Annotated in this window: 25 protein-coding genes; 23 read left to right on the top strand and 2 right to left on the bottom strand. The window is 66.8% G+C overall.

Annotated elements, in window-relative coordinates; genetic code table 11:
• Positions 1–2 precede the first annotated feature (2 nt).
• The 9 genes from IM760_RS05640 (at position 3) to IM760_RS05600 (ending at position 9,471) form a co-directional block, all read left to right on the top strand.
• Positions 3–3,149, top strand: coding sequence for an efflux RND transporter permease subunit (locus IM760_RS05640; RefSeq protein WP_204427559.1), 3,147 nt, complete (start codon positions 3–5; stop codon positions 3,147–3,149).
• Between the two features lie 208 nt (positions 3,150–3,357).
• On the top strand, positions 3,358–3,972 hold the full coding sequence (locus tag IM760_RS05635) for a methyltransferase domain-containing protein (protein WP_204427558.1): 615 nt from the start codon (positions 3,358–3,360) through the stop codon (positions 3,970–3,972).
• Positions 3,973–4,042: 70 nt separating this feature from the next.
• A complete protein-coding gene (locus tag IM760_RS05630) occupies positions 4,043–4,255 on the top strand; it encodes a hypothetical protein (protein ID WP_204427557.1) in 213 nt (70 codons plus the stop codon).
• Between the two features lie 99 nt (positions 4,256–4,354).
• Positions 4,355–5,080, top strand: coding sequence for a lipopolysaccharide kinase InaA family protein (locus IM760_RS05625; protein WP_204427556.1), 726 nt, complete (start codon positions 4,355–4,357; stop codon positions 5,078–5,080).
• Positions 5,073–5,735, top strand: a complete 663-nt coding sequence (locus IM760_RS05620; RefSeq protein WP_204427555.1) for a class I SAM-dependent methyltransferase — start codon at positions 5,073–5,075, stop codon at positions 5,733–5,735. The genes IM760_RS05625 and IM760_RS05620 overlap by 8 nt, the downstream gene beginning before the upstream one ends.
• Positions 5,732–6,130 carry a GtrA family protein gene (locus IM760_RS05615; protein ID WP_228234484.1) on the top strand — a complete coding sequence of 133 codons (399 nt, stop codon included), beginning with the start codon at positions 5,732–5,734 and terminating at the stop codon, positions 6,128–6,130. Before IM760_RS05620 ends, IM760_RS05615 begins: the two co-directional genes overlap by 4 nt.
• A complete protein-coding gene (locus IM760_RS05610; RefSeq protein ID WP_204427553.1) occupies positions 6,105–7,133 on the top strand; it encodes a glycosyltransferase family 2 protein in 1,029 nt (342 codons plus the stop codon). Before IM760_RS05615 ends, IM760_RS05610 begins: the two co-directional genes overlap by 26 nt.
• Entirely contained in the window at positions 7,117–8,583 is a 1,467-nt protein-coding gene (locus IM760_RS05605) for an ArnT family glycosyltransferase (RefSeq protein ID WP_204427552.1), read from the top strand. The genes IM760_RS05610 and IM760_RS05605 overlap by 17 nt, the downstream gene beginning before the upstream one ends.
• 93 nt (positions 8,584–8,676) lie before the next feature.
• Positions 8,677–9,471 carry a DODA-type extradiol aromatic ring-opening family dioxygenase gene (locus IM760_RS05600; RefSeq protein ID WP_204427551.1) on the top strand — a complete coding sequence of 265 codons (795 nt, stop codon included), beginning with the start codon at positions 8,677–8,679 and terminating at the stop codon, positions 9,469–9,471.
• 13 nt (positions 9,472–9,484) lie between these two features.
• On the opposite strand, the gene nhaD is transcribed toward IM760_RS05600, so the two are convergent.
• Both nhaD and IM760_RS05590 read right to left on the bottom strand, forming a co-directional pair.
• On the bottom strand, positions 9,485–10,714 hold the full coding sequence (nhaD, locus tag IM760_RS05595) for a sodium:proton antiporter NhaD (protein WP_204427550.1): 1,230 nt from the start codon (positions 10,712–10,714) through the stop codon (positions 9,485–9,487).
• 92 nt (positions 10,715–10,806) lie between these two features.
• Positions 10,807–11,223 (bottom strand): MerR family transcriptional regulator, encoded by a 417-nt coding sequence (locus IM760_RS05590; RefSeq protein ID WP_204427549.1) that lies wholly within the window; start codon positions 11,221–11,223, stop codon positions 10,807–10,809.
• Between the two features lie 212 nt (positions 11,224–11,435).
• Between IM760_RS05590 and IM760_RS05585 the strand changes: the two genes are divergently transcribed.
• From IM760_RS05585 to IM760_RS05520, 14 genes are all read left to right on the top strand, one after another.
• The gene (locus tag IM760_RS05585; protein WP_204427548.1) at positions 11,436–11,633 is read left to right on the top strand and encodes a type II toxin-antitoxin system VapB family antitoxin; all 198 of its coding nucleotides are present in this window, start codon (positions 11,436–11,438) and stop codon (positions 11,631–11,633) included.
• Positions 11,633–12,040 (top strand): type II toxin-antitoxin system VapC family toxin, encoded by a 408-nt coding sequence (locus IM760_RS05580; protein WP_204427547.1) that lies wholly within the window; start codon positions 11,633–11,635, stop codon positions 12,038–12,040. Before IM760_RS05585 ends, IM760_RS05580 begins: the two co-directional genes overlap by 1 nt.
• Before the next feature lie 50 nt (positions 12,041–12,090).
• On the top strand, positions 12,091–12,441 hold the full coding sequence (locus IM760_RS05575; protein ID WP_204427546.1) for a hypothetical protein: 351 nt from the start codon (positions 12,091–12,093) through the stop codon (positions 12,439–12,441).
• Between the two features lie 66 nt (positions 12,442–12,507).
• Complete coding sequence (locus IM760_RS05570; protein ID WP_204427545.1) at positions 12,508–13,800, top strand: TolC family protein; 1,293 nt, start codon at positions 12,508–12,510, stop codon at positions 13,798–13,800.
• Entirely contained in the window at positions 13,797–15,020 is a 1,224-nt protein-coding gene (locus IM760_RS05565; protein ID WP_204427544.1) for an efflux RND transporter periplasmic adaptor subunit, read from the top strand. Before IM760_RS05570 ends, IM760_RS05565 begins: the two co-directional genes overlap by 4 nt.
• Before the next feature lie 24 nt (positions 15,021–15,044).
• Complete coding sequence (locus tag IM760_RS05560) at positions 15,045–18,170, top strand: efflux RND transporter permease subunit (RefSeq protein ID WP_204427543.1); 3,126 nt, start codon at positions 15,045–15,047, stop codon at positions 18,168–18,170.
• 287 nt (positions 18,171–18,457) lie between these two features.
• Complete coding sequence (locus IM760_RS05555) at positions 18,458–19,387, top strand: cation diffusion facilitator family transporter (RefSeq protein ID WP_204427542.1); 930 nt, start codon at positions 18,458–18,460, stop codon at positions 19,385–19,387.
• Positions 19,388–19,411: 24 nt separating this feature from the next.
• Positions 19,412–20,077: a cation efflux transmembrane domain-containing protein gene (locus IM760_RS05550; RefSeq protein WP_204427541.1), complete on the top strand. Its 666-nt coding sequence runs from the start codon at positions 19,412–19,414 to the stop codon at positions 20,075–20,077.
• Between the two features lie 34 nt (positions 20,078–20,111).
• Positions 20,112–20,333, top strand: coding sequence for a DUF3820 family protein (locus IM760_RS05545; protein WP_204427540.1), 222 nt, complete (start codon positions 20,112–20,114; stop codon positions 20,331–20,333).
• A gap of 82 nt (positions 20,334–20,415) precedes the next feature.
• The gene (locus tag IM760_RS05540; RefSeq protein ID WP_204427539.1) at positions 20,416–21,552 is read left to right on the top strand and encodes an efflux RND transporter periplasmic adaptor subunit; all 1,137 of its coding nucleotides are present in this window, start codon (positions 20,416–20,418) and stop codon (positions 21,550–21,552) included.
• Positions 21,552–23,495: a MacB family efflux pump subunit gene (locus IM760_RS05535; protein WP_204427538.1), complete on the top strand. Its 1,944-nt coding sequence runs from the start codon at positions 21,552–21,554 to the stop codon at positions 23,493–23,495. Before IM760_RS05540 ends, IM760_RS05535 begins: the two co-directional genes overlap by 1 nt.
• Entirely contained in the window at positions 23,488–24,903 is a 1,416-nt protein-coding gene (locus tag IM760_RS05530) for an efflux transporter outer membrane subunit (protein WP_239549621.1), read from the top strand. The genes IM760_RS05535 and IM760_RS05530 overlap by 8 nt, the downstream gene beginning before the upstream one ends.
• A 27-nt stretch (positions 24,904–24,930) precedes the next feature.
• On the top strand, positions 24,931–25,839 hold the full coding sequence (locus IM760_RS05525) for a histone deacetylase family protein (protein ID WP_204427537.1): 909 nt from the start codon (positions 24,931–24,933) through the stop codon (positions 25,837–25,839).
• Positions 25,840–25,857: 18 nt separating this feature from the next.
• A complete protein-coding gene (locus IM760_RS05520; protein WP_204427536.1) occupies positions 25,858–26,244 on the top strand; it encodes a sirohydrochlorin chelatase in 387 nt (128 codons plus the stop codon).
• Positions 26,245–26,253: the final 9 nt, after the last annotated feature.

Raw genomic sequence — 26,253 nt, 5'->3', positions numbered from 1 at the left:
TCATGTTGAACCGTTGTGTGGACTGGGCGGTGCGCAACCGCCTGGTGGTGCTGATGCTGCTGCTGGTCACCGTGGGTGTGATCGGCTGGCAGTTGCCGCGCCTGAAACTGGATGCCTTCCCCGACGTCACCAACGTGCAGGTGCAGGTCAACACCGAAGCCCCGGGCCTGGCGGCGGAGGAAGTGGAACAACTGATCACCTACCCCATCGAGTCGGTGATGTACGCCCTGCCCCAGGTGGCGGAGGTGCGCTCGATCTCCAAGACCGGGTTGTCCATCGTCACCGTGGTGTTCGAGGACGGCACCGACATCTACTTTGCCCGGCAGCTGGTGTTCGAGCGGCTGCAGGCCGCCCGCGAGGACATTCCCGACGGCGTCGGTATCCCGCAAATGGGGCCCAACACCTCCGGCCTCGGCCAGGTGTACCAGTATCTGCTGACCGCCGAGCCCGGTTCCGGCATCGACGCCATGGCGCTGCGCAGCCTCAACGACTGGGTGGTGAAGCTGCTGCTGATGCCGGTGGCCGGCGTCACCGATGTGCTCAGCTACGGCGGCGAGGTGCGCCAGTACCAGGTCAATGTGAACCCGACCCGGCTGCTGGCCTACGACCTGAGCCTGCAGCAGGTGATGGACGCCATCGCCGCCAACAACCGCAACGCCGGCGGTTGGTACCTGGACCGCGGTGCCGAGCAGTTGGTGATCCGTGGCCAGGGCTGGGTCGGTCATGGCCGGCAAGGGCTGGACGACATCGGCGACATCCCGCTCAAGGAGGTGGACGGCACCCAGGTGCGGGTGCGGGATCTGGCGCGGGTGGAATTCGGCGGCGAGATCCGCCAGGGCGCGCTCACCATGACCCGTCGGGACGAACGTGGCGAGCCCGAGTTTCTCGGCGAGGTGGTGGCCGGCATCGTGCTCAAGCGCATGGGCGCCAACACCAAGGCCACCATCGACGGCATCGAGGCGCGCGCGGAGCGGATCCGGGCGGCGCTGCCCGACGGCGTGCGCTTCGAAGTGTTCTACGACCAGGCCGACCTGGTGGAGCAGGCGGTGGACACCGTGGTCGGCGCGCTGCTGCTGGCCTTCCTGTTCATCGTGGTGGTGCTGGCGCTGTTCCTGATGAACCTGCGCGCCACCCTGCTGGTGCTGCTGTCGATACCGCTGTCCATCGGCCTGGCGCTGCTGGTGATGGCGAGCCTGGGCATGTCCGCCAACCTGATGTCCCTGGGCGGTTTGGCGGTGGCCATCGGCATGTTGGTGGACGGCTCGGTGGTGATGGTGGAGAACCTGTTCAAGCATCTGAGCCGTCGCGAGGGCAGTGGGGATGATCCCGGCGGCGTGCCGCTGCGCATCAGCGAGGCGGCACGGGAAGTGGCGCGGCCGGTGTTCTTCGCCGCCGCCATCATCCTGGTGGTGTTCCTGCCGCTGTTCGCCTTCGAAGGCGTGGAAGCGAAAATGTTCGTGCCGATGGCCACCAGCATCATGCTGGCCATGGCCGCCGCCGTGTTGGTGGCGCTGCTGGTGGTGCCGGCGCTGGCCGGGTTTCTGTTCCGCCGTGGCGTGGAGGAAAAGCCCAACCGCCTGGTGGCCGGACTGGAAAGGCGCTACCGGGCATTGCTGGCGCGGGCCCTGGGCGCGCGCCGCCGGGTGATCGCCGGCGCGCTGGCGCTGCTGGTGCTGGCGTTGTCCACGGTGCCCTTTATCGGCACCGAGTTCGTGCCGACGCTGGAGGAGGGAACCCTGGCACTGCGCGTGACCCTGGCGCCCTCGTCCAGTCTCGACACCGCCCTGGAGGTGGGCAAAAAACTGGAGCGGGAGATCATGACCTTTCCGGAGGTCACCTACGCGCTCAGCCGCGTGGGCCGCGCGGAAATCGGCGGCGACCCGGAGCCGGTCAGCAACGTGGAGATCTACATCGGCCTCAAGCCGGTGGACCAGTGGACCAGCGCCGACGACCGGCCGGAACTGCAGGCCCGCATCCAGGAAAAACTGGAAGCGCACCCGGGGCTGCTGTTCAACTTTTCCCAGCCCATCGCCATGCGCGTGGACGAACTGCTGTCCGGGGTCAAAGCCCAACTGGCAATCAAACTGTTCGGCCCCGACCTCGATGTGCTGCAAGAAAAAGGCGACGCCATCGCGCGCGCGGTGGGGCAGGTGAGCGGCGCCACCGACGTGCAGCTGGAGCAGATCGCGGGCGAAGCGCAGTTGGTGATCACGCCGGACCGTAACGCCCTTAGCCGCTACGGCCTGAGCGTGGACCAGGTGATGAACCTGGTGGGCAATGGCCTGGGCGGCGGCAGCGCCGGGCAGGTCATCAACGGCAACGAACGTTACGACATCTATGTGCGTTTCGAGGCCGCCGCCCGCGACAACGCGGAAGCGATCCGCAACCTGCGACTGCACGCTCCGGACGGCGCCTGGGTGCGGCTGGCCGACGTGGCGCGGGTGGAGCTGGTCACCGGGCCACCGCAGATCAGCCGCGACGACGTGCAGCGCCGGGTGGTGGTGCAGGCCAATGTGGCGGGCCGCGACATGGGTTCGGTGGTGGCCGGCATTCAGCGCGCCATCGACGAACAGGTGGATCTGCCCGCCGGCTACAGTGTCGATATCGGCGGCCAGTACGAAAACCAGCAACGGGCCCAGAAACGGCTGGCCACGGTGGTGCCGGTGGCCCTGGGGCTGATCGCTCTGCTGCTGTACTTCGCGTTCGGTTCCCTGCGTCAGGCGTTGCTGATTCTGGTCAATGTGCCGCTGGCGCTGATCGGCGGCATTCTGTCCCTGGCGATCAGTGGCCAGTATCTGTCGGTGCCGGGCTCGGTGGGCTTTATCACCCTGTTCGGCGTGGCGGTGCTCAACGGCGTGGTCATGGTGGAGGCGATCAACCAGCGCCTGCTGGACGGCGAGCCGCTGGCGCGGGCGGTGTCGGAAGGGGCGGTGTCGCGCCTGCGACCGGTGCTGATGACCGCGTTCACCTCCATGCTCGGCCTGATCCCCATGCTGCTGGCCACCGGCGTGGGCAGCGAAGTGCAGCGCCCCCTGGCCGCGGTGATCGTGGGCGGCCTGGTATCGGCCACCGCGCTGACGCTGGTGGTGCTGCCGGTGCTCTACCCGCTGTTCACCGACTTGAAAGGCCTCCAGCGGCGCGCCCGCTGACCTGGACAGTGGAAGCAAAAGCCGTCTCGGTGAGGCGGCTTTTTTTTGAAAAAAAAGATTTTTTGCGTAAAAAAATCGCGTTGCGAACCAGGCGATGGATGGACTGTGATGCAGGTCCGGACGGGCGTCTCGCCATTCAGTTTGATTTAAGTTGCTCCCTCTAGCGTGGATTCCAGGATGCACACAAACCAGCAAGGAGGGCTTTACCGTGATCAATCAAGCTGCTGCTTTCGACGGTTTCGACGCGGCCCTGGTGGAACGGGCCTTTCCGGTACTGTGCCGCGGTGATCGGGTGCTGGACGTGCCCTGCGGCGACGGTCGCATCAGCGCCTGGATGGCGGAACAGGGCTGGCAAGTGTGTGCCCTCGACAAGGCGCGGGCCGCGTTTCATACCCGTTCGGTGCTCGATGCCAAGGCGCTGAGCGGCGATGTCCGCCTGGGCGAGCCGCTGTCGCTGCCCTGGCCGGACCGGCATTTCCAGGGCGTGCTCTGTTCACGGTTGCCGGACGACGAGGGACTGCGCCGTGGCTGGCTGCGTGAGCTGGCCCGGGTCACCGACCATGCCTTGCTGGTGCCGTACTTCGCCGCGCCCACCATGGCCGATCTGGGACGTCAGCTGATGCCCTGGTCCCGGGTGGAGGGCCAGATGGAGGTCGCCGGTGACGGCGCGCCCCTGCCCCGGCTGGCGTCGACCCTGGGCCGCGAAGGGTTCGAGCTGGACCGGGACTTTCCCCAACGCCGCTTTCTGCCCTGCGTGCATCTGGCCCGGTTCGTGCGCCGGTCGCCGGCGGCGGACGCACCCATCCGGCTTTCTTCCCACTGACGGTTTTGTGGACCCGGGTCGCGGCACGCCTGTTACACTGGCCGGGTATCGCTTCTCGAACGGGTATGGCATGCAGAAAATCGTTTTATGGGCCTTCCTGGCCGTGTTCGCCCTGATGCTGGTGGCCGGCCTGGCCCTGAATATCCTCACCGACACCACCGTCTATCTGGCGCCCCTGTTCGGCCTTATTGGCAGCGTCTGGGCACTGCTGCGTCTGCGGGGCGTCACCCATGTGGCGGGCCTGCGCATCGGCCGCAACGACGAGGACAGGCCCGGCCCCTGACGGCGCTTCTCGCCGCGCCTTTTCTTTTTCGCCCTTAAGTCTGGTTTAAGACCCCGCCCCTAACTTGCTCACTATCCGCTTTGCAGAGTGAGCGAGGCTATGAAAACGGTGCATGTGGCGGACGCCTGGCGGGCGTCCCTGGCTGAGCAAGGGTTGAGCGAACTTCAGGACTGGTGGCATCTCAGCACCGACTGGGTGGAGCCGCCCAATTTCCGTCGCGGTGGCTGGAGTGGTGTCAGCCGCCTGCGCGTGCCCGGCCCGGACGGGGCCGAAACCCTGCTGTACGTGAAACGCCAGGCCGGCCAGCGGCGCCGCACCCTGACCAGCGGCGGCCGCGCCCGCCCCACCTATTTCCAGGACTTTCTGGCGCTCTCCACCTTCCGTGACTGCCCCCGCGTGCAGTGGGTGTTCTTTGCCGAGGACGGCGACCGGGCGGTGCTGGTCACCCGCGCCTCGGACGGCTTCGTGGACCTGGGTACCTTCGCCGCCCGGGTGGAACCGGCCCGCTTGTTCGCCGGACTGATCGCGGTGACCGCCGCCCTGTCCGCTCTGCACCGCCGCCGTATTCAGCACGGCGCCTGCTACCCCGAACACATCCTCATCGATCCGGAAACGCTGCGTGTGCGCCTGCTTGATTACGAGCGCTGGCGTTATCGCTGGAGCGTGACCGCCGCCGCCCACGCGGACCTGGACCAGCTGCTGCGGCGGGCGCCGTTTCTCGACACGCGCGGCCGCGACACCCTGCTGCGCACCGCCCGCCTGTACGCGCCCCGATTGACCCTGACCGCGCCGCCGGCGCCCCAACGAGTATTCCACCATGCCTGACACCCTGAATCTGAATGCGCCGCTGACCGCCCCCAGCCGGGTCAAAGCCGACACCGCCACCATCCAGGACTACGCCCGTCGCAAGCCCGAAAAACACCGGGCGGAAATGAAGCTGGTGAGCCGGGCTTTTCCGAGCCTGCCGCCCAACGCCCGGGTGCTGGACGCGCCCTGCGGCGCCGGCCGCCTGACGCTGTGGGCGGCCCGCCAGGGCTGGGAGGTGTCGGGCCTGGACCTGGGCAAGGCCGCCGTGGACCACACCCGCGCGGTGCTCGACGAGGCGGGCAAACCGGCTCGGGTGCGGGAAGGGGACGTGTTCAATCTGCCCTGGGAAAGCCGCCATTTCGATGCGGTGATCTGCTTTCGGCTGCTGCACCATTTCGCGGAGCGCGCCGAGCGCCGGGAACTGGTACGTGAAATGGCCCGGGTCAGCCGCGGCTATGTGCTGGTGTCCTACCTGGCCCCCTGGTCCTATACCGGCCTCAAGCGGCGCCTGCGCGCTGCCGTGGGCGGCCACCGTCACCGCCAGAACCACACGCCGTTGAGCGAGCTGGTGGCGGACATGGAAGCGGAGGGCTTTCGTCTCGACCGGGACGTGGCGCAGCGGCGTTTCCTCCACTCCCTGCACCTGGCGCGTTTCGTGCGCCAGCGTTCTTGATTCCGGTCGCCCGCGTCGCCCGGCCACTGCGGTTCGTATCGTCCGGGGCGCTGGCGACCGGAGTGCACTGGCTGGCCATGGCGGCGCTGATCGGCGCCGGGCTGGCGCCCGCCGTGGCCACCGCCGGCGGGGTGGTGGCCGGGGCGGCCACCAACTATCCGTTGCAACAACGCTGGACCTTTGGCGCCCGCCCCGGCCTGGCGGCCTTGCCCGGCTACCTGCTGACCTGCGGCCTCGGCGTCCTCTTGAACAGTACGGCTTTTCTGCTGTTGCACCGTGGTCTCGCCCTGTCGGTGGCGCCGGCGCAACTGGTGACCACGGCACTGGTGGCCGTCGCCAACTATACGCTCTACAAGAGGTGTGTTTTTCATGACCGCTCTCATCCCCCCGGTTAGCAACAGGCAGGAACCGGTCATCAGCGTCGTGGTGCCGTTCTACAACGAAAGAGCGGTGTTGCCGGAATGCGTGGCGCGGCTGGGCCGGGTCCTGGCCGCCACCGGATTGTCCTTCGAAGCGGTGTTCGTGGATGACGGCAGCGACGACGGCGGCGATCAGTGGTTGGCCGGCCACTGCGCCGATAAACCGTGGATTCGCCTGGTCCGCCTGTCGCGAAACTTCGGCAAGGAAGCGGCCCTTACCGCGGGCCTGGATCATGCCCGTGGCGAGGCGGTGATTATCCTGGACGCGGACCTGCAAGATCCGCCGGAATGCATTCCGGCAATGATTCGAAGCTGGCGGGCCGGCGCCGATGTGGTGCTGATGCAGCGCCGTTCGCGCCCCGGGGAAACGCGGCTCAAACGCGCCAGCGCACACCTCTACTACCGTTTGCTGCGGCGTCTGAGCGGCTCGCGCATCCCCGTGGATACCGGCGATTTCCGTCTGATGAGCCGGCGCGCGGTGATGGCGGTGCGTCGGCTCAACGAGCGCAACCGGTACATGAAGGGGCTGTTTGCCTGGGTCGGGCTGCCCACCCGGGTGCTGCTTTATGACCGTGAGGAACGCTTCGCCGGCCGCAGCAAATGGGGCTACTGGCGACTACTGGGTCTGGCGCTGGAAGGCATCACCTCGTTCTCCGTGGCGCCGTTGCGCTGGGCGGCGCTGGTCGGCGCGCTGGCCGCCACGCTCGGTGCCGGTTTCGGTGTGTGGATCATCGCCAAGGCGTTGATCCTGGGGGTGGCGGTGCCCGGCTATCCATCCCTGATGGCGTGGATGACGTTTCTGGGTGGCCTGCAGCTGCTCACCATCGGCATCGTCGGTGAATACGTCGGCAAGGTCTATCTGGAAACCAAGCAACGGCCGATCTATCTGGTCCGTGATGTGATCACGCCGGGCGCCGTTCGTCGGCGGCGGCCGCGACCCGCCGCCACCCTGAGGCTGCCCCATGCGGACGCCGGCTGAGCGACCCGCCACGGCGCGGCGGTGGTGGCTGTTGCTGGCGGTGGTGCTCCTGAGCCGCTTGCCGACGATGGCCGCCTTGCCGCTCACCGACACCACCGAGGCTCGCTATGGCGCCATCGCCCGTCTGATGGCGGTGACCGGAGACCGGGTCACCCCCTGGTTCGCCCCGGGGGTGCCGTTCTGGGGTAAGCCGCCGCTGGCGTTCTGGGCCCAGGCGCTGTCGTTCCAATGGCTGGGTGGCAATGAGCTGGCCCTGCGCTTGCCCTCCTGGCTGGCTTGTCTGGCGATGGTGGCGCTGGTGGCCCGTTATGGGCGCAGCCTGATCGGCGACCACGGGGGGTGGGTGGCGGCGCTGATCGCGGCCTCCTCCGGCCTGCTGTTCGTGTGCGCCGGTGCCGTGCTTACCGATTCCTTTCTGGCCCTGGGCACCACCGCTGCTCTGGTGGGCGCGGGGCAGGCGCTGCGCGGCGAGCGCCGCGCCTGGGGCGCGCTGTTCTTCGCTGGTCTGGTGGTGGGCCTGCTGGCCAAGGGGCCGCTGGCGCTGGTGCTGGTGGGCGCGCCACTGTTTCTGTGGGCACTGTGGAGCGGGCGCTGGGCGGATCTGTGGCGGCGGCTGCCCTGGTGGCGGGGTGGCGTGGTGACGCTGCTGCTGGCGGTGCCGTGGTATCTGCTCGCCGAACACAAGACGCCGGGGTTTCTGCGCTACTTTATCGTCGGTGAGCATTTTCAACGTTTTCTGGATCCGGGCTGGGGCGGTGATCGCTACGGCAGTGCCCACGACCGTGCCCGTGGCACCATCTGGCTGCTCACCCTCTACGCCGCCTTCCCCTGGTCGCTGTGGGCGCTGGCGTTGTTGCCCCGGCTCCGCGATGCCGACGGCCGGCGCCGACTGCGGCGGGCACTGAAGGACGACGACAACCGCCTGCTGATCGCCGCCGCGTTCGTGCCCGGCCTGTTCTTCACCTTCTCGGGCAATATCCTGGCCACTTACGTACTGCCCGGGCTGCCGTTCATGGCACTGCTGCTGGCCAGGGCGCTGGGGCCGCGTGGTCGCGCCTGGCGCCGGATCGTCGGCGCGGCGATGCTGGTGCCGGTGCTGTCGCTGATCGCCGGCGCCTATGTGCTCATCCATCCGGACACCCTGCGAACGGAAAAGGCGCTGGTGGCCTGCTACCAGCGACAGCCCGAGGCCGACCGGGCGCCATTGATATACCTGGAGGAGGTGCCCTTCTCGGCCCGCTACTACGGGCGGGAAACGCCCCGGGCCCGGTCCCTGGCGCAGGCGCGGGAGGCGCTGACCGGGTCTCCGCGCCGGCCTCTCTATTTGGCGGTGCGGCCCCGGGAACTGGACGCCCTCGAGCGGCCACCGGCACCGCCGTTGGTCGAGCTGGCGCGGAACCGACGCTACCGGCTGATGACCACCGCCCGGGACATCGCCGCCTGCCCGTGAGGCGGCGCAAAAAATCGATGGTACCGCGCCACTGGTTCAATCCGTTGCCAGGGCCGGGCGGCGTATCCTGAGGGTTCATATCGGGAGAACGTCATGGCCTACATCGCTTACCTCACCCACGGCGGCGGGCCGCTGCCGCTGCTCGACGAGCCCGGTCACCGGGAGCTGGTGGCCTCCCTGAAGGCCCTGGCGGCGGCGGCGCCGACGCCCAAGGCGATTTTGCTGGTGAGTGCCCATTGGGAGGCGGCGCCGGTGTCGTTCACCGGCCATCCGAACCCGTCGCTGATTTACGATTATTACGGCTTTCCGGAGGTGGCTTACTCCCTGCGTTATCCGGCGCCGGGGCTACCCGCACTGGCGGCCCGGGCGCGGGCGCTGCTGGACGAGGTCGGCCTGCCCGCCTCGGTGGACGACACTCGGGGCTTCGACCACGGCGTGTTCGTGCCCCTGTCGCTGATGTATCCGGCGGCGCACGTGCCGGTGGTGGAGATGTCGGTGCACGCGTCCCTGGATGCCGCCACCCACCGTCGCCTGGGGGAGGCGCTGGCGCCGCTGCGGGCGGAGGGTGTGGCGATCATCGGTTCCGGTTCCTCGTTCCACAACATGGCGGTGCTGATGGGTCGGGATCGTTCCCCGGCGGCGCTGGAGGCGAACCGGGCGTTCGAGGAATGGCTGGGGGCCACCCTGGCGGACCCGGGGCTGGACGCGGCGGAGCGGGCGCGCCGGCTGGATCATTGGCATGACGCCCCCGGCGGGCGGTTTGCCCACCCGCGCGAGGAGCATCTGATGCCGGCACTGGTGTGCGCCGGCGCCGCCGGCGGCCGCGCCGGGCGGGTGTTCGCCGGCCGTATGGGCGCGGCGAACGTCAGCTCGGTGCTGTGGGAATGAGGGACCGTGAGCCCTAGAGCAGGCTGCCCACGGCGAGCACGCCGAAGAAACCGGCGGTGTAGGCCACCAGCAGATAGCCGGAGAATTTCAGGTAGCTGCCGAAGGTGAGGCCGTCCACCTTGCTCATGGCCACCACGCCGGCGGCGGAGCCGATCACCAGCAGGGAGCCGCCCACGCCCACCGCGTAGGTCAGGGTCAGCCACTGGTCCAGCGTCATATTGATGCCGGAATTGAGCAGCGCGGCGGTCAGCGGCACGTTATCGAACAGGGACGACACCAGACCCATCACGTAGTTGGCGGCCAGCGGCGGCATCACGTCGTACAGCTTGGGGAAGTAGGCCAGCACGCCCTGTTCCTTGAGCATGCCCACCAGCAGCAGAACGCCCAGGAAGAACAGCAGGGTGTCGAACTCGATCTTGCGGATGTAATCCAGCGTCGGCTCGTCGCGGTTCAGGAACTGCACCACCATGAACATCAGCGACAGACCGAACAGGAAGGTGAGAACCGGCGGGATGCCGAAGAACACGTTGCCGAAAATGGTGCCGAGAATGGTGCAGAAAAACAGCACCGCCACCGCCTTGTCGCCGTTGGCCACCTCGGTGTGGCGCTTCTCCATCACCAACTCGCCGCTCAGCCCGCGGGACAGCAGCAGCGACAGCACCGCCACCGCCATGAAGGCGGGCAGGCTGAGCAGCATCAGATCGGGAATTTCCACCTTGTCGGCCAGGAAGATCATCAGCGTGGTCACGTCACCGGTGATCAGGGCGGTACCGCCGGCGTTCACCGAGAACACCACCAGCACCACATAGCGCAGCATTTTTTCCCGAGGCAGACGCAGGTTCATCAAGACCGCGATGCACACCAGGGTGGCGGTGATGTTGTCAGCCATGGAGGAAAAGCAGAACGCGAACAGACCGGTGAGCAGCATCAGCTTGCGCTCGCTCATGCGCTCCGGCAGCAGGGCGTTGACGATGCCGTCGATCACGCCCTTGTGGGACAGATAGGCCACCAGGGTCATGGCGGCCATCAGAAACAGCCACAGGGAAGCGATGTCGAGCAGGTTTTCGTCCAGCGCCATCATCAGCGCGTCGGAGGTCTCGCCGGAGGGCGGAAAGATGAAATGCAGCACCCAGACCAGTGAACCGAAAAACAGGGTGGTCTTGGCTTTATCGATGTGGACCAGGTCCTCCGCCACGATGGACACGAACCCGAGAGCCACGAGAAAGAGAAGCACAGCGGACATGGAGCACTTCCAAGGCAGGACAGGGGGGTTGAAACGCGGGCGATTCTACCCCCGGAGGGTCAAGAATGCGACCTATCAGACGGAATCACCGGTCACCGATGGGCGTGCCGGCACAGGCGGTGGTCGCCGAGCGCTTCGATCACGCCGCAGTGGGCCACATCGCCGCCGGCGCAGCGGTGGATCATGCGGTCCAGTTCCTCGCGCAGGGCGGTGAGCGCGCGGATCCGGTCGTCCACCGCGTCCCGGTGGCGGCGCGCCAGGGCGTCCACCGCCGCGCAGTCCCGGTGCTGGTCGTCGGAGAGCGCCAGCAGTTCGCGGATCGCCTCGATGCTGAAGCCCAGGTCCCGGCAATGGCGGATAAAGTACAGCCGCTCCCGATGGCGCTCCCCGTAACGCCGCTGGTTGCCCTCGCTGCGGGCGGGCTCCGGCATCAGGCCGATCTTCTCGTAATAACGGATGGTTTCCACCTTGCAGTCGGTGGCCCGGGACAGGGCGCCGATGGCGTACATGCCTTCTCCTTGCTAAAAGCTGCAATGATTACAGGTATTGGGGCGGTCCGGTTTCGTGAAAAGGGCAGGCTGCGGAAAAGGGGCAAGGGAACGGGAATTGGTGGATGCGCATTTGATTTGGTCATCATTGGGTGACATATTTGATGCTTCCGGTTTGTTTGTGCCCTTTATGTCCGGTCTTGCTGACGCACCGGGTCGGGCGAGGAGGTTCCATGCGCACTACCATCAATATCGACGACGAACTGCTGGCCGAGGCGCAGCGCCTCACCGGCGTCAAGGAGCGGACCCAGCTGATCCGTGAAGCGCTGATCGCCCTGATCGAGCAGGAGAGCGCGCGTCGTCTGGCGCGGCTGGGCGGCTCCGAGCCGGATCTGGAAGTGGCGGGCCGCCGGCGTCCGGATTACCGGTGATGAGCGGTGGTTCGCCCTCCATGGTGCTGGTGGATACCTCGGTCTGGGTCGACCATCTGCGCGTCGGCGATCCGGGGCTGGTGCGTCTGCTCGAGGATCACCGGGTGCGCATGCATCCGTTCGTGGTGGGGGAGCTGGCCTGCGGCAACCTGAGCCGCCGTGATGAGGTGCTGGACCTGCTGCGGCGGCTGCCCGGCGTGCCGGTGGCGGACCAGGACGAGGTGCTGTTTCTGATCGAGCGGCACCGCTTGATGGGGCGGGGGATCGGTTTCGTGGATGCCCATCTGCTGGCCGCCACGCGGCTGAGCCCGGCCACCACGCTGTGGACCCGTGACCGGCGGCTGGCCGAGGCGGCGCGGGGTCTGGGCGTGGACGATGGATACCTAACGGCCACCGCCGATTTTTGACGTCGCCAGTGGGCTGCAGTACTGTTCCGACTTCCCTCAGGGTGGTGCTCATGGCGAAGCGTTGGATCACATCCGTATTAGTGCTCTTCCTGGCTGTTAACGGCCTGGTGGTGGCGGGTGATTCCGCCAGCCACGCCAGCCATGATGCGCCGGGTACGCCTTTGCATGCCCAGGGCAATTACGAAGACAACATCTTTTCTTCGTCGCAACACCATGGGGACTGCGAGGACGGCCACCACTGTTGCCACAGCCATGCCAATTTCGCGCCGCTGTTCTCCTCGCGCGTTCTGACCTTGCCAACCAACAACACGACCTGGCCGCTCGGTCCACAATCGGGCGCAGTACTTTCCGGGCGCCAGCCTCCGGTACCCCCTCCGAATACCGCCTTTTTCCAGTCCTGAGTCAGCCATTGGAATGTGCTTCTCGGCGCTTGGCGTCGAGGCGTAACCGTATTCGGAGACACTCCCATGCACCACCGTATCCTGCGCGGAGGCCTTGCCGCCGTGCTTGGCGGTCTGGTTCTGGTCTGGCCACTGGCCACCGGCGCCGCCGTCGATTCGAACACCATTGATCTGAACACCGTTCTGGCTCGCGTATTGGCGCGAAATCCTGGCCTGGACGAGTATCCCTACCGCTTCCGCGCCGCCGACGCGGCCGTCATGCAAGCGGACATTCTGCCTAGTCCTGAACTTTCCCTGGACGTGGAAAATGTCGCTGGCACCGGGCGGTGGGCGGGCACCGACGGCGCCGAAGTCACGCTGGCGCTGAGTCAGGTGGTGGAGCTGGGCGGCCAGCGCGATGCCCGAGTGGACAGTGCCCAACGGGCGAGCGAGCTGAGCCGGCTGGACTATGACCTTGCCCGCCTTGATCTGCTTGGCGAGGCCAATCGGCGCTACCTGACGCTGGCGGCGGTCGAGCGCCGGGTGACGTTGGCCCAGCGTACCCTGGATTTGGCCGCCGAGGCCGAGGAGGCTGCCCGGCAACGCTCCGCTGCTGGCGCCGCGCCTCGGTCCGAGCAGCGCCGGCTGGTGCTTGCCCGTCAGGCCGCGGAGCGGGACCTGCAACGGGCCCGTACGCAGCGTCGCGCCGCCAGCCAGCGTCTCGCCGCCCTGTGGGGGGAGACCGGCGAACAGGGGTTGCGTGCCGCTGGTGATCTGTTGCCCTTACCGGAACTGCCGGCGCTGGCGCAATGGCGTGAACGTTTGAACGAGGCTCCCCGGCTGCGTGAGTTCGCTTCCCGTGCCCGTTTGGCCCAATCCCAGGCCCGTTTGGCTGAGGCCAACGGAAGCCGGGACGTGCGCTTCTCCATTGGCGCCCGCCATGATGAGGCCAGTGGCGATCAGGCGGCGGTGTTGGGGTTCTCCATGCCATTGAATTTGAGCAACCCCAATCGCGGCAATCAGGCCCGCCGTCTGGCCGAGGTGGATGCCCTTCAGGCTCGCCGGAACGCGGCGCGCATTGAGTTGCTGGCGCTGGTGGAAGGCCTTTATCTGACGTTGCGGCAACGCCGCGATGAAATCATCGCCATTCAAGACCAATCCCTGCCGGAAGCGCGCCGCTTGTACGACGAAATCCAGGCCGGTTATCGACGCGGTCGCTACAGCGTTCTTGATCTGATCGACGCCGCCGGCTCCAGGCTGGCGCTGGAGCGCCGTATCACTGATCTGGCCGAGGAGTTTCATCAGCAACGCAATGAGCTGGAGCGCCTGACCGGCGCTTCGATGGCCGCCGACGTGTCCGCGCGAGGAGATTCACAATGAACCGATTTATCGTGAAAGTGCTGATCGCCGGCCTGTTCTGCGCCATTGCCGCCGGCGCCTGGGCAGCCGCCACTGGCAAGACCGGGCATTCTGAAAGCGAAGCGCGTGAGGGGCCCCATGGCGGGCGCCTACTGGAAAAGAATGACTTTGGTTTGGAGCTGACAATATTTGAAGGCGGCGTTCCCCCCGAATATCGAGTCTACCCCTATCAGCAGGGCGAGCCCCTCGACCCGGATCAAGTCGACCTGACCATTCGGTTGGACCGCTTGGGCGGAGAGCAGAACGAAATCACCTTTGAGCCGGAGCGTGATTACTTGCTTGGCCAACAGCCGGTGGCCGAACCCCATTCCTTTGACGTCACCGTGGACGCCAATCTGGGTGGCAAGACATACCAGTGGCGTTTCGAGAACCACGAAGGCCGTACCCGGATTCCCGAACGACTGGCGAAAGCCTCCGGGCTGACCATCGAGAGCGCCGGCGAGCGAACCCTGCAGCGCACGCGCCGGGTCACCGGTCGCGTGGAAGCGGATCCCGACAAACTGTATCGGGTTGCCGCCCGTTATCCCGGTACCGTCGAACGGGTACTGGTGTCGGTGGGCGACCAGGTGGAAAAAGGCCAGCCGCTGGCTCGGGTAGAAGCCAGGGACAGCCTGATTATGCAGACGGTAACCGCGCCGGCGGACGGCGTGGTCACCAAGCGCATTCTTAACGCCGGCGCGGCCACCAACGGCGAACCGATCGTTGAGATCGGCGACTTTTCCACCCTTTGGCTCGAACTGCATCTGTTTCGCGGTGACCTGGACGTGGTGTCGCCGGGACAGACGGTACGCCGGGCTGATGATGGTGTAGTGCTGGGCGAAGTGGGTTACCTGTACCCGCGCACGGACCAGGACAGTCAGGTGACGCGGGCGCGGGTGGTGGTCGAGGACCCCCCGTCCAACCTGCGGCCGGGTATGTTGATCAGTGCCCAGGTGGTGGTCGAGCGCAAGACCGTGCCGGTGGCGGTACACCGGGATGCGATTCAGAGTTTTCGCGATATGCCAGTCGTGTTTGCCCGCTTTGGCGAGGAATACGAAGTGCGCATGATCAAAAAGGGCATGGAAGGCGTGGATTACGTGGAGGTCACCGCCGGTTTGCGGCCCGGCACCGAATACGTGGTCGAAAACAGCTTTCTGATCAAGGCCGACGTCCTCAAGGACGGCGCCACCCACAGCCACTGAGTGCCTCAGCGCTAAGGAGATCTCATGATCGATGCTTTCGTGGGCCTGGTGGTCCGCCGGCGTTGGCTGGTAATGGCGCTGACCGCGTTGCTGGTGCTGGTGGGCGTGCGTAGCGCCTTGCAGCTGCCGATTGACGCGGTGCCCGATATCACCAACGTCCAAGTGCAAATCAACACCGGGGCGCCGGGTTATTCGCCGCTGGAGTCGGAACAGCGCATTACCTATCCGGTGGAAACGGCGATGGCCGGCTTGCCGAACCTCGACTATACGCGCTCCGTGTCCCGATACGGTTTGTCCCAGGTCACGGTGGTGTTCGAGGAAGGCACCGACCTGTATTTTGCCCGCCAGCGAGTGGCGGAAAAGCTGCAAAGCGTGCGCGGACAGCTGCCTGAGGGCGTGGAGCCGGAACTCGGCCCGATCGCCACCGGGTTGGGCGAAATCTTCATGTACACCGTGGAGGCCGCCCCCGGTGCCCGCAACCAGGAGGGCGAGCCCTACGACGCGGAGGACCTGCGTACCCTGCAGGATTGGGTGGTGCGCCCGCAATTGATGCTGGTGGACGGTGTCACCGAGGTGAACACCATCGGCGGTTTCCAGCGCCAGTACGAAGTGGCCCCGGACCCGTCGCGTCTGATCGCTCATGAGCTTGGTCTGGAAGATCTGTCGATCGCGTTGCGCGATAACAATCTGAACGTGGGCGCCGGCTATCTGGAACGTAATGGCGAACAGTGGTTGGTGCGCGCGCCGGGCCAGGTGTCCAGCCTGAAAGAGATTGGCGACATTGTGGTAGCCCGGCGCGGCGATACCGTTATCCGGGTCGCGGATGTGGCGGACGTCCGCTTCGGTAAAGAGCAGCGTACCGGCGCCGCCACTCGCAACGGTGAGGAGGTGGTGCTCGGTACCACCTTCATGCTGATCGGTGAAAACAGCCGGGAAGTGGCCCGTTCGGTGGCGGACCGTCTCAAGGAAGTCAACCGGTCCCTGCCCGAGGGCGTGCGCGCCGAACCGATGTACAACCGTACCTCCCTGGTGGAAAAAACCGTGGCCACGGTGGAGAAAAATCTATTCGAAGGGGCGCTGCTGGTGATCGTGGTGCTGTTTGCCCTGTTGGGCAACTTTCGCGCGGCCCTGATCACCGCCGCGGTGATTCCCTTGAGTATGTTGTTCGCGCTCACGGGCATGGCGGCCAACCGCGTCAGCGGGAATCTGATGAGCCTGGGCGCTATCGACTTCGGGTTGATCGTCGACGGCGCGGTGATCGTGGTGGAAAACTGTCTGACTGGCCTGGCGGCGGCGCAGAAGCAGAAAGGGCGGCTTCTAACTTTGCAGGAGCGCCTGGAAACCGTCACCCGGGCCACCCGGGAGGTGTTCAAGCCCAGCGCGTTCGGGGTGTTCATCATCATGGTGGTGTATCTGCCGATCTTCGCGCTTACCGGGGTGGAAGGAAAGATGTTCCACCCGATGGCGTTCACCGTGGTGGCCGCCCTCACCGGCGCACTGATTCTTTCGGTAACGTTCGTGCCCGCCGCCGTCGCGTTGTTGGTGCGTGGGCGGGTGGGCCATCAGGATAACCCGGTGATGCGGATGGCGCGGCGGCTGTACCAACCGGTGCTGGATCTCGCCTTGCGAGCCACGCTACCGGTGCTGCTGTTGGCGGTGGTTCTGGTGGCCGCCAGTGGAGTGCTGGCGACCCGGCTTGGCACGGAGTTCATCCCGCAACTGGATGAAGGTGATCTGGCGGTGCATGCGCTGCGCATCCCCGGCACCAGCCTGAGCCAGGCGCTCGACATGCAGAAACAGGTGGATCGCGAATTTCTGAAGTTCGACGAAGTGGACAAGGTCTTCGCCAAGCTGGGAACCGCCGAGGTGGCCACTGATCCGATGCCGCCCAATGTGGCGGACACGTTCGTGATTCTGAAGCCCCGTGATCAATGGCCCGATCCGGCCCGACCGAAATCGGATCTGGTCGCGGCCATGGCCGAGGCGGCGGAAGCGCTTCCCGGCAATAAGTATGAATTCACCCAGCCCATTCAGATGCGCTTCAACGAGCTGATTGCCGGGGTGCGGGCCGATCTGGCGGTGCGTTTCTATGGCGATGATCTGGGCCGGCTGGAAGCCCTTGGTGAGCAAGCGGTCTCCCTGATCAACCAGGTGCCCGGCGCCGCTGACGCCCGTTTGCAGCCTCTTTCCGGCTTGCCGGTGCTTACCGTGACGCCCGACCGTGAGGCGTTGGGACGCTACGGGCTGAACGCCGCCACGGTACAGCGGACGGTCCGCGTGGCGGTGGGCGGTGAAACCCTGGGCACCGTATACCAGGGAGACAGCCGTTTCCCGTTGCGGTTACGCCTCCCGGCGGAGAGCGTGGCGGACCTGGATGCTTTGAAGCGGCTCCCGGTCGCGGTGCCTGGTGGACACGATCCCGGTTATGTGCCGCTGGAAGAAGTGGCTGACGTGGCGTTAACCCCTGGCCCGAACCAGATTGACAGGGAAAACGGTAAGCGCAACGCCGTTGTCTCCGCCAACGTGCGTGGCCGGGACCTCGGGTCGTTCGTCGAGGATGTGCGGGTGACGATTCAAGAAGAACTTGATCTGCCCACCGGTTACTGGGTGGACTATGGTGGCACCTTCGAGCAGTTGCAGTCCGCCTCCCGGCGCCTGGCCGTCGTGGTACCACTCTCATTGTTGCTGATCTTCGGTTTGCTGTACGGGGCGTTCGGTAGCGCCCGGGATGCGCTGATTATCTTTAGCGCCATTCCCCTGTCGCTGACCGGCGGTGTTGTGGCGCTCTGGGCCCGCGATATTTCCCTTTCCATTTCCGCCGGCGTTGGGTTCATCGCCCTGTCCGGTATCGCGGTACTCAACGGCGTGGTGATGCTCTCTCACATCAAGGACCTGGTGATGCAAGGCATGCCGCTCAGGGAGGCGGTGCGGGAAGGCGCGCTGCGCCGGCTCCGGCCGGTGTTGATGACCGCCTTGGTGGCCGGGCTGGGTTTTGTGCCCATGGCCTTCAACACCGGTATCGGCTCGGAAGTGCAGCGCCCTCTGGCCACGGTGGTAGTGGGCGGCATCGTCACCGCGACCTTGTTGACTCTGGTGGTGTTGCCAGCGCTGTACAGCCGGTTTGGCCGTCGTGAAACGGAGCCGGGTTAATATTGACTCGGAACAGGGCAGCCCCGATTGGGGCACTGCCCATGTTTCTTCTCTTTCCCGCGATGATGGTACGTTGGGGATTCTGGCTGTCTCTCGCCTGTGGCGCGGTACTCACACTGGTCTGCGCCCTGATATTAGCCGCCACAATGAAGAGGTTCGGCATTGTCTTATTGTGAGCCGAGGCCGCGCATGATCGAAATGCGCGACGACTTTTCATGCCGCCCCGGCTTGAACCTGTAGCCACTACAGGTGTTTCACTATTGGCATCGGCACCAGGGAGGCTCTTCATGCCCCACGACCACGGCCACCATTCAGGCCATCACCACGGCCACGCCCACGGCGGGGCGTCCACCATGAACGGCGCCTTCGCGCTGGCCATCGCGCTGAACCTGGGGTTCACCGCGGTGGAATTCATCTATGGCTTTATCGCCCACTCCTCGGCCCTGATGGCCGACGCCGGGCACAACCTGTCCGATGTGCTCGGCCTGGTGTTGGCCTGGGGCGGCGCCTGGCTGGCGCGCCGGGCGCCGGACAGCCGCTTTACCTTCGGTTTGCGCGGCAGTTCGATCCTGGCCGCCCTGGCCAACGCCATGTTTCTGATGATCGCCTGCGGCGCCATCGGCTGGGATGCCTTCCGGCGTTTGCTGGACCCGCCGGAGGTGGCGTCGGTGACGGTGATGGTGGTGGCCGCCATCGGCGTGCTGATCAACACCGTTTCCGCCTGGCTGTTCGTCAAGGGCAGCAAGGAGGACCTGAATCTGCGCGGCGCCTTTCTGCATCTGGCCGCCGACGCGGCGGTCTCCGTGGGGGTGGTGCTGGCCGGCCTGGTGATCCTCTACACCGGCTGGAACTGGCTGGACCCGGTCACCAGCCTGGTGATCACCGTGGTGATCGTGATCGGCACCTGGGGGCTGCTGCGTGAATCCCTGAAGATGGCGCTCAATGCGGTGCCCGCCGGCATCGACCTGCCCGAGGTGGACGCCTGGCTGCGCGATCAGCCCGGCGTCACCGACATCCATGATCTGCACATCTGGGGCATGAGCACCACCGAAACCGCGCTCACCGTGCACCTGGTGATGCCCGACGGCCACCCCGGCGACGCCTGGCTGGATGAACGGGCGGAACAACTGCACCAACGCTTTCGCATCGGCCACAGCACCTTCCAGGTGGAGCGCGGCGACAGCGATCACGTCTGCACCCTGCAGACCAGCCCCTGAAGATCGTAGCGAAGGAGAGAACCGATGGCCTGTTGTGAGCCGGAACTGGAGCGGGGTGCCCCGCCCGCCTATCGCCGTGCCTTGATCGCGGTGTTGCTGATCAATCTTTCCATGTTCTTCGTCGAGGCGCTGATCGGGCTGGTGATCGGATCCCGCTCACTGCGCGCCGACGCCCTGGATTTCCTCGGCGATGCCGCGACCTATGGGCTGACGCTGTGGGCCCTGGGCCAATCCCTGGCCTGGCGTTGGCGTGCCGCGCGCATCAAGGGCTGGTCACTGCTGGTACTCGGCGTATTGGTGCTGGTCGATAGTTTGTGGGCGTTGGCCGCTGGCGTCGTGCCCTCCGGCGGCCTGATCTCCACGGTGGGTGTCGTGGCCCTGGTCGCCAACGGACTCAGCCTGCTGTTGCTGCTGCGCTACCGTCAGGGCGATGCCAACATCCGCTCCGCCTGGCTGTGCACGCGTAACGATGTGATCGCCAATCTGTCGGTGATCGTGGCGGGGGCGCTGGTGATGCTGACCGGCAGCCATTGGCCCGATGTGCTGGTCGCCCTGGCCATCGCCGGTTTGTTTACCCACAGTGCCCTGGCGATTCTGCGTCAGACCAGGGAGGAGGAACGCGCCGGGCGCGCGCCGCCCGCCGGCTGCTGCGATGCGCCGGACGTTGGCAGCGACTGCCGTGGGCGTTAGGCTGCACGGATTGCCCGTCCGACTCCGATAAGCCATGAGTTTCAAGAACGAAGATCTGATCGCCGTGTGCCAGCGCACCATGCCCTTCGGCAAATACCAGGGGCGGCCGCTGGTGGATCTGCCCGAGCCTTATCTGCTGTGGTTCGCCGACCGGGGTTTCCCCCGTGGAGAGCTGGGCCGGCTGATGGCGCTGGCCATGATTCTGAGTGTGGAAAACCTCACCCACCTGGTGGCGCCGTTCCGCGAGGATTCTTAATCCTTTCTTTCGCAAAGCGCGCACATTGTTTGCACCGTTGCCTTCTACAGTGGCCGCATTCTGCAATGGGGCGGTGTCTTCGATGGGCTGGATCAAACGTCATCCTCTTCTGATTGTGTTCGCCGGTGTGCTGCTGGCGGCGCTGCTCTGGTGGCGCTGGCCCGCCGCCGCCGGCGCCGACCAATGGCGCACCGCGTCGGTGGAACGGGCCGACATCGAGGACCGGGTCACCGCGCTGGGCACCCTTGAACCCCTCGACTACGTGGACGTGGGCGCTCAGGTGTCCGGCCAGCTGGAAAAGCTGCACGTGGACGTGGGCGACAAGGTCAAGGAAGGCCAGCTGCTGGCGGAGATCGATGCGTCGGTGCAGCAGGCCCGGGTGGACGAGGGCGAAGCCCAGCTCGACGCCCTGCGCGCGCAACTGGAACAGCAGCGCGCCGAACTGGAACTGGCGCAGCTGCAGTTTCAGCGCCAGGAGCGGCTGCGCGGCGCCGACGCCACCAGCGATGACGCCTGGCAAACCGCCCGTGCCAGCCTGGCCACCACCCGCGCCCAGCTCAAGGTGCTGCAGGCGCAGATCAAACAGAACGAGTCCTCCCTGGCCGGCGACCGCGCCACCCTGGGCTACGCCACCATCTACGCCCCCCGCGACGGCACCGTGGTGACCCTGGAAGCGCGCCAGGGCCAGACCCTCAACGCCAACCAGACCACGCCGACTCTGCTGCGCATCGCCGACCTGTCCAGCATGACCGTCTCCACCCAGGTGTCCGAGGCGGACGTGGACCGGCTCACGCCGGGCATGCCGGTGTACTTCAATACCCTGGGCAACGGCGCGGTGCGCTATCGCTCCACCCTGCGCCAGGTGCTGCCCACCCCCGAGGAAGTGAACAACGTGGTGCTCTATACCGCGGAATTTGACATCGACAACCCGGCGGGCCGCCTGATGTCGGGCATGACCGCCCAGGTGTTCTTCGTGGTCGAGGCCGCCGAGCAGGCGCTCAGCGTGCCGGCGGCGGCGATCAAGGGCGACGCGGATAACACCTGGGTGCAGGTGCTGGACGGCAAGGGCCGCCCCCGCCGCCAGCCGGTGACCACCGGCGTCAGCGACCGGGTGCGCACGCAGATCCTGGACGGGCTGAGCGACGGCGACACCGTGGTGATCGGTCAGGTTCAGGCGGCCCGGGAGACGGACGCGCCGCGCCGGCGGGGGCTGTTCTGATGGCACCGCTGATCGAGCTGAGCGGCATCCGCAAGCGCTACCCCGGCGGCGAACAGGACGTGGAGGTGCTGCACGGCATCGATCTGCGCATCGAGGCCGGGGAATTCGTGGCGATCATGGGCAGCTCCGGCTCCGGCAAGTCCACCCTGATGCACATCCTCGGTTGCCTGGATCGGGCCAGCGACGGGGACTACCGCTTCGCCGGCCGCGATGTGGGCGAGCTGGACCATCAGGCGCTGGCCTGGTTGCGCCGGGAAATGTTCGGCTTCGTGTTCCAGAGCTACCACCTGATCGGCACCGCCAGCGCCTGGGAAAACGTGGCGCTGCCGGCGATCTACGCCGGCCTGTCCCGCGACCAGCGGCGCCAGCGGGCGCAACGGTTGCTCACCGACCTGGGCCTGGGCGACCGGCTGGACCATCGCCCCTGGCAGCTTTCCGGCGGTCAGCAGCAGCGGGTGTCCATCGCCCGGGCCTTGATGAACGGCGGCCGGGTGATTCTCGCCGACGAGCCCACCGGCGCCCTGGACAGTGTCAGCGGCGAGGCGGTAATGACCCAGTTGCAGGCGTTGGCGGAAGCCGGCCACACGGTGATCGTGATCACCCATGACGCCGACGTGGCCGCCCACGCCGACCGGGTGGTGGAACTGCACGATGGTCGCATCGTCGCCGATACCCGGCGGCGTCCGGCGCGCCGTCCCGGGGCCGATGCCCCGGGTGATCTCAGCCCGCCGGAGGAAAGCCGGGTACCGGACGCCGGCGAGGTGGGGGAAGCGGTGACCATGGCGCTGCGCTCCCTGCGCGCCAACTGGCTGCGGACCCTGCTCACCCTGCTCGGCATCGTCATCGGCGTGGGCGCGGTGGTGGTGATGCTGGCCATCGGCCAGGGCGCCAAACAGGACGTGGTGGCGCGCATCGGCGACATGGGCACCAATCTGCTGGTGATCCGCCCGGACCGGGGCCAGCAGCGGGTGGCCGACGGTGTCATCGCCACCCTGGTACCCGCCGACGCGGACGCGCTCCGCGAGCTGCCCAATGTGCACGCGGCGGTGCCGGAAATCGCCGGCAGCGCCACCGCCCGCGCCAACGGCCAGGACGTGACCACCAGCGTCAAGGCGGTGTCGGAGGATTATCCGTTGCTGCGCGACTGGCGGCCGGAGTCCGGTATTTTCTTCTCGCGGGTGGACCAGGACCGCTACGCGCCGGTGGCGGTGATCGGCCGCACCGTGCGCGAGAAACTGTTCGGCGACGGCGACGCCCTCGGGCAGTTCATTCTGCTGGACAGCATTCCCTTCCAGGTGATCGGCGTAATGAGCGCCCAGGGCGCCACCAACTGGGGCGACGACCAGGACGACGTGGTGTTCGTGCCGCTGTCCACCGGCACCCTGCGCCTGTTCGGCCAGAACTATCTGCGTTCCATCACCCTGGCGGTGGACGATGTGGCGCATATCGACGCCACCGAGCAGGCGGCGGTGGAACGGCTCACCCAACGCCACGGCACCGAGGACGTGCGGGTGTTCAATATGGCCTCGCTGCTGGACATGGTGTCCGACACCCAGAACACCCTGACCATGCTGCTCGGTTCCATCGCCGCCATTTCCCTGCTGGTGGGCGGCATCGGCGTGATGAACATCATGCTGGTGAGCGTCACCGAACGCATTCACGAGATCGGCATTCGCATGGCCACCGGCGCCCGTCAGCGCAACATCCTGCAGCAGTTTCTCACCGAGGCGGTGGTGGTCTCGGCTCTGGGCGGGGTGATCGGCGTGGCGCTGGGCGTGGCGGTGGGCCTGCTGCTGACGCTGTTCGGGCTGCCGATTCTGTTTTCGGTACCGGTGGCGGTGGCCGCCTTCCTGTGCGCGGCGGTGATCGGGCTGGTGTTCGGTTTCGCGCCGGCGCTGAAAGCCGCCCGCCTGAATCCGGTGGAGGCGCTCAGTAATGAATAAACCCGGTCTCAAGCTTCAAGCCGTAAGCGGCAAGCGGACGCTGGTGATGGCGGCGTTCCTGCTGCTGGCGTCCGGGTGCGCGGTGCGCTCCGGGCTGGAGATGCCCGAGCCGGCGGTGCCCGAACAGTGGGAGAATCAGCTGGCCGACAGTCGCGCGGCGGTGGACACGCCGGCCTGGTGGCAAGGCTTTGGCAGTGACGAGCTGAACCGGCTGGTGGCCCGGGCGTTAAGCGACAACACCGACCTGCAAGCGGCGGCGGCCCGGGTGCTGCAGGCCGAGGGGCGCCTGCGGCAGGCCGGCGCCACCCTGTTTCCGAGCCTGTCCCTGGGCGGCGGCGCTTCCACCTCCGGCACCGTCGGCGGCGGCGATGGCGTCGACAGTTTCCGGCTCAACGCCAACGCCAGCTACGAGCTGGACCTGTGGGGGCGCCTGCGCACCAACCGGGCCATCGCCGAGGCCAACCTGGAGGCCAGCCGGTTCGACCGGGACAGCGTGCGGCTCACGGTGCTGTCCGGTGTGGCCGGCACCTGGCTGCAAAGCCGCTACCTGGAAGACCGGCTGGCCCTGGCGAGGGAAAGCCTGACGCTGTCCGAACAGGTGCTGGAGCTGGTCGAGGCCAAGGTGCGCTACGGCGCGGTCTCCCCCCAGGACCTGGCCCAGCAGCGCACCCTGGTGGCCAATCAACGGGCGGCGTTGCCGGCCCTGCGCCAGCAGGCCCGGGAGACCCGTTACGCGCTGGCGGTGCTGGTCGGCGACACCCCCCAGGAGTTCGCGCTGGACCGCGGGGGGCTCGCCGGCCTGACGTTGCCCGGGGTGCAGCCCGGCCTGCCGGTGCGGGTATTGGCCCAGCGCCCGGACGTGGGCGCGGCCCTGGCCGGCGTGATGGCCGCCGATTACGGCGTGGCGGTGGCGCGCAGCGCCTGGTGGCCGTCGTTGACCCTGACCGGCAGTACCGGCTATGCCAGTGCTTCCCTGGGCGATCTGTTCGACGGTGATGCGGTGTACAGCCTGGCGGCTTCGCTCAGCCAGTTGTTGTTCGATGGCGGTGCCACCCGCGGGCAGAACACAGTGGCCCGGGCCGCCTGGCTGGAGCAGGTGGCCGGCTATCAGAGCGTCTTGCTCACCGCGCTTTCCGAGGTGGAGCAGAGTCTCGGTAACATCAATGCGCTGGATGAGCAGGACGTGCACCGGCGGGAAGCCCTGCGCCAGGCGACACGGAGTTTCCAGATCGCCGAAGCGCGCTACCGGGAAGGCGAGATTGAGCTGACCTCGGTGCTGGACGCCCAGACCAGCCTGAACAGCGCCCGCCAGAACGCCCTGGAGCTGCGCTACAACGTTTTGCTGGCGCGGGTGACGCTGTACCGGGTGCTGGGGCAGGGGCTGGCGGCCCTGCCGGAGACGTCCTGAGCGGGCCGGCTCCGGTATACTGCGCCCATGCCGATACCGCTGGTTTACCATCCGTCCTACAGTTTCCCGTTCCCGGGCCGTCATCGTTTTCCGATGGAGAAGTTCCGGCTGCTGCACGAGCGGCTCACCGGGGCCGGCATCGCCACGCCCGCCAACCTGCACCGGCCGGGTCGGGCGCGGCCGGCGCTGCTGACGCTGGCGCACTGCCCGGACTACCTGGACCGTTTTCTCAACGACCGGCTTGAGGAAAAGGAAGCCAAACGCCTGGGGCTGCCGTGGAGCCCGGAGCTGGCCCGGCGCACCTGCATCGCGCCGATGGGCACCCTGGTCACCGCCCGGCTGGCGTTGCGCCACGGCATTGCCTGCCATCTGGCCGGCGGCACCCACCATGCCCATTACGATTTCGGCTCCGGCTTCTGCGTGCTCAACGATCTGGCGGTGACCGCCCGGGCGCTGCTGGCCCAGGGGCGGGTGGAGCGGCTGTTGATTTTTGACTGCGACGTGCACCAGGGCGACGGCACCGCCGCCATCCTGGCCGATGAGCCGCGCGCCTTTACCTGCTCCATTCATTGCGAGAAAAATTTCCCCACCCGCAAGATGCACAGCGATCTGGACGTGGGGCTGCCGCCCGGGCTGGAGGACGACGCCTACCTGAGCACGGTCACGGAAACGCTGAGTCATCTGCTGGAAACGGTGCGCCCGGACCTGGTGCTGTACGATGCCGGGGTGGACGTCTACGCCGGCGATCCGCTGGGGCGGCTGTCGGTGAGCCTGGCCGGTCTGGCCGAGCGGGAGCGGCGGGTGCTGTCGCTTTGTCGCGATCATGACGTGCCGGTGGCCACGGTCATCGGCGGGGGCTATGACGACGACCGACCGGCCCTGGCCCGCCGTCATGCCCTGGTGATCGAGGCCGCCTCGTCGCTGTGGAAAGACTAGCTTTATTGGGAGGTATCAGTGAAAAAAGCGTTGTTGATCATGGCCCACGGCAGCCGCGCGGAAGCGGCCAACCGGGAATTCGAAGCGCTGGTGGAAACGGTGGCGGAAGCCGCCCACGACTACGCGGCGGTGCTGCCCTGTTTTCTGGAACTGGCGCGCCCCTCGTTGCAGGAGGCGCTGCAGCAGCTGGAGCATCAGCCGGTGGACGCGGTCTACGTGTACCCGCTGTTTTTCAACAACGGCAAGCACGTGTCCACGGACATTCCGGCGCAGGTGCGCGAGGCCCGTGAGCGGCACCCGCATCTGAGCATCGAACTGCTCGACTATTTCGGCAATGCCTCCGGCCTGGCGGCGCTGGTGGGCGAGCACATCCGCGCCCAGATCGCCGCCGGCCAGGCCGATTAGACGGCGCCC

Source organism: Alloalcanivorax marinus, assembly GCF_016906305.1.
In the GTDB taxonomy this organism is placed as follows: domain Bacteria; phylum Pseudomonadota; class Gammaproteobacteria; order Pseudomonadales; family Alcanivoracaceae; genus Alloalcanivorax; species Alloalcanivorax marinus.
The sequence above is the reverse complement of the archived record's forward strand: the minus strand, read 5'-3'. Positions and strand labels throughout refer to the sequence as shown.

Bases quoted from the DNA above. Each gene is read 5' to 3' on its own strand.
- IM760_RS05640 (WP_204427559.1), top strand. From the start codon at position 3: ATGTTGAACCGTTGTGTGGACTGGGCGGTGCGCAACCGCCTGGTGGTG.
- IM760_RS05630 (WP_204427557.1), top strand. From the start codon at position 4,043: ATGCAGAAAATCGTTTTATGGGCCTTCCTGGCCGTGTTCGCCCTGATG.
- IM760_RS05625 (WP_204427556.1), top strand. From the start codon at position 4,355: ATGAAAACGGTGCATGTGGCGGACGCCTGGCGGGCGTCCCTGGCTGAG.
- IM760_RS05620 (WP_204427555.1), top strand. From the start codon at position 5,073: ATGCCTGACACCCTGAATCTGAATGCGCCGCTGACCGCCCCCAGCCGG.
- IM760_RS05610 (WP_204427553.1), top strand. From the start codon at position 6,105: ATGACCGCTCTCATCCCCCCGGTTAGCAACAGGCAGGAACCGGTCATC.
- IM760_RS05605 (WP_204427552.1), top strand. From the start codon at position 7,117: ATGCGGACGCCGGCTGAGCGACCCGCCACGGCGCGGCGGTGGTGGCTG.
- IM760_RS05600 (WP_204427551.1), top strand. From the start codon at position 8,677: ATGGCCTACATCGCTTACCTCACCCACGGCGGCGGGCCGCTGCCGCTG.
- nhaD (WP_204427550.1), bottom strand. From the start codon at position 10,714: ATGTCCGCTGTGCTTCTCTTTCTCGTGGCTCTCGGGTTCGTGTCCATC.
- IM760_RS05590 (WP_204427549.1), bottom strand. From the start codon at position 11,223: ATGTACGCCATCGGCGCCCTGTCCCGGGCCACCGACTGCAAGGTGGAA.
- IM760_RS05585 (WP_204427548.1), top strand. From the start codon at position 11,436: ATGCGCACTACCATCAATATCGACGACGAACTGCTGGCCGAGGCGCAG.
- IM760_RS05580 (WP_204427547.1), top strand. From the start codon at position 11,633: ATGAGCGGTGGTTCGCCCTCCATGGTGCTGGTGGATACCTCGGTCTGG.
- IM760_RS05575 (WP_204427546.1), top strand. From the start codon at position 12,091: ATGGCGAAGCGTTGGATCACATCCGTATTAGTGCTCTTCCTGGCTGTT.
- IM760_RS05570 (WP_204427545.1), top strand. From the start codon at position 12,508: ATGCACCACCGTATCCTGCGCGGAGGCCTTGCCGCCGTGCTTGGCGGT.
- IM760_RS05565 (WP_204427544.1), top strand. From the start codon at position 13,797: ATGAACCGATTTATCGTGAAAGTGCTGATCGCCGGCCTGTTCTGCGCC.
- IM760_RS05560 (WP_204427543.1), top strand. From the start codon at position 15,045: ATGATCGATGCTTTCGTGGGCCTGGTGGTCCGCCGGCGTTGGCTGGTA.
- IM760_RS05555 (WP_204427542.1), top strand. From the start codon at position 18,458: ATGCCCCACGACCACGGCCACCATTCAGGCCATCACCACGGCCACGCC.
- IM760_RS05550 (WP_204427541.1), top strand. From the start codon at position 19,412: ATGGCCTGTTGTGAGCCGGAACTGGAGCGGGGTGCCCCGCCCGCCTAT.
- IM760_RS05545 (WP_204427540.1), top strand. From the start codon at position 20,112: ATGAGTTTCAAGAACGAAGATCTGATCGCCGTGTGCCAGCGCACCATG.
- IM760_RS05540 (WP_204427539.1), top strand. From the start codon at position 20,416: ATGGGCTGGATCAAACGTCATCCTCTTCTGATTGTGTTCGCCGGTGTG.
- IM760_RS05535 (WP_204427538.1), top strand. From the start codon at position 21,552: ATGGCACCGCTGATCGAGCTGAGCGGCATCCGCAAGCGCTACCCCGGC.
- IM760_RS05530 (WP_239549621.1), top strand. From the start codon at position 23,488: ATGAATAAACCCGGTCTCAAGCTTCAAGCCGTAAGCGGCAAGCGGACG.
- IM760_RS05525 (WP_204427537.1), top strand. From the start codon at position 24,931: ATGCCGATACCGCTGGTTTACCATCCGTCCTACAGTTTCCCGTTCCCG.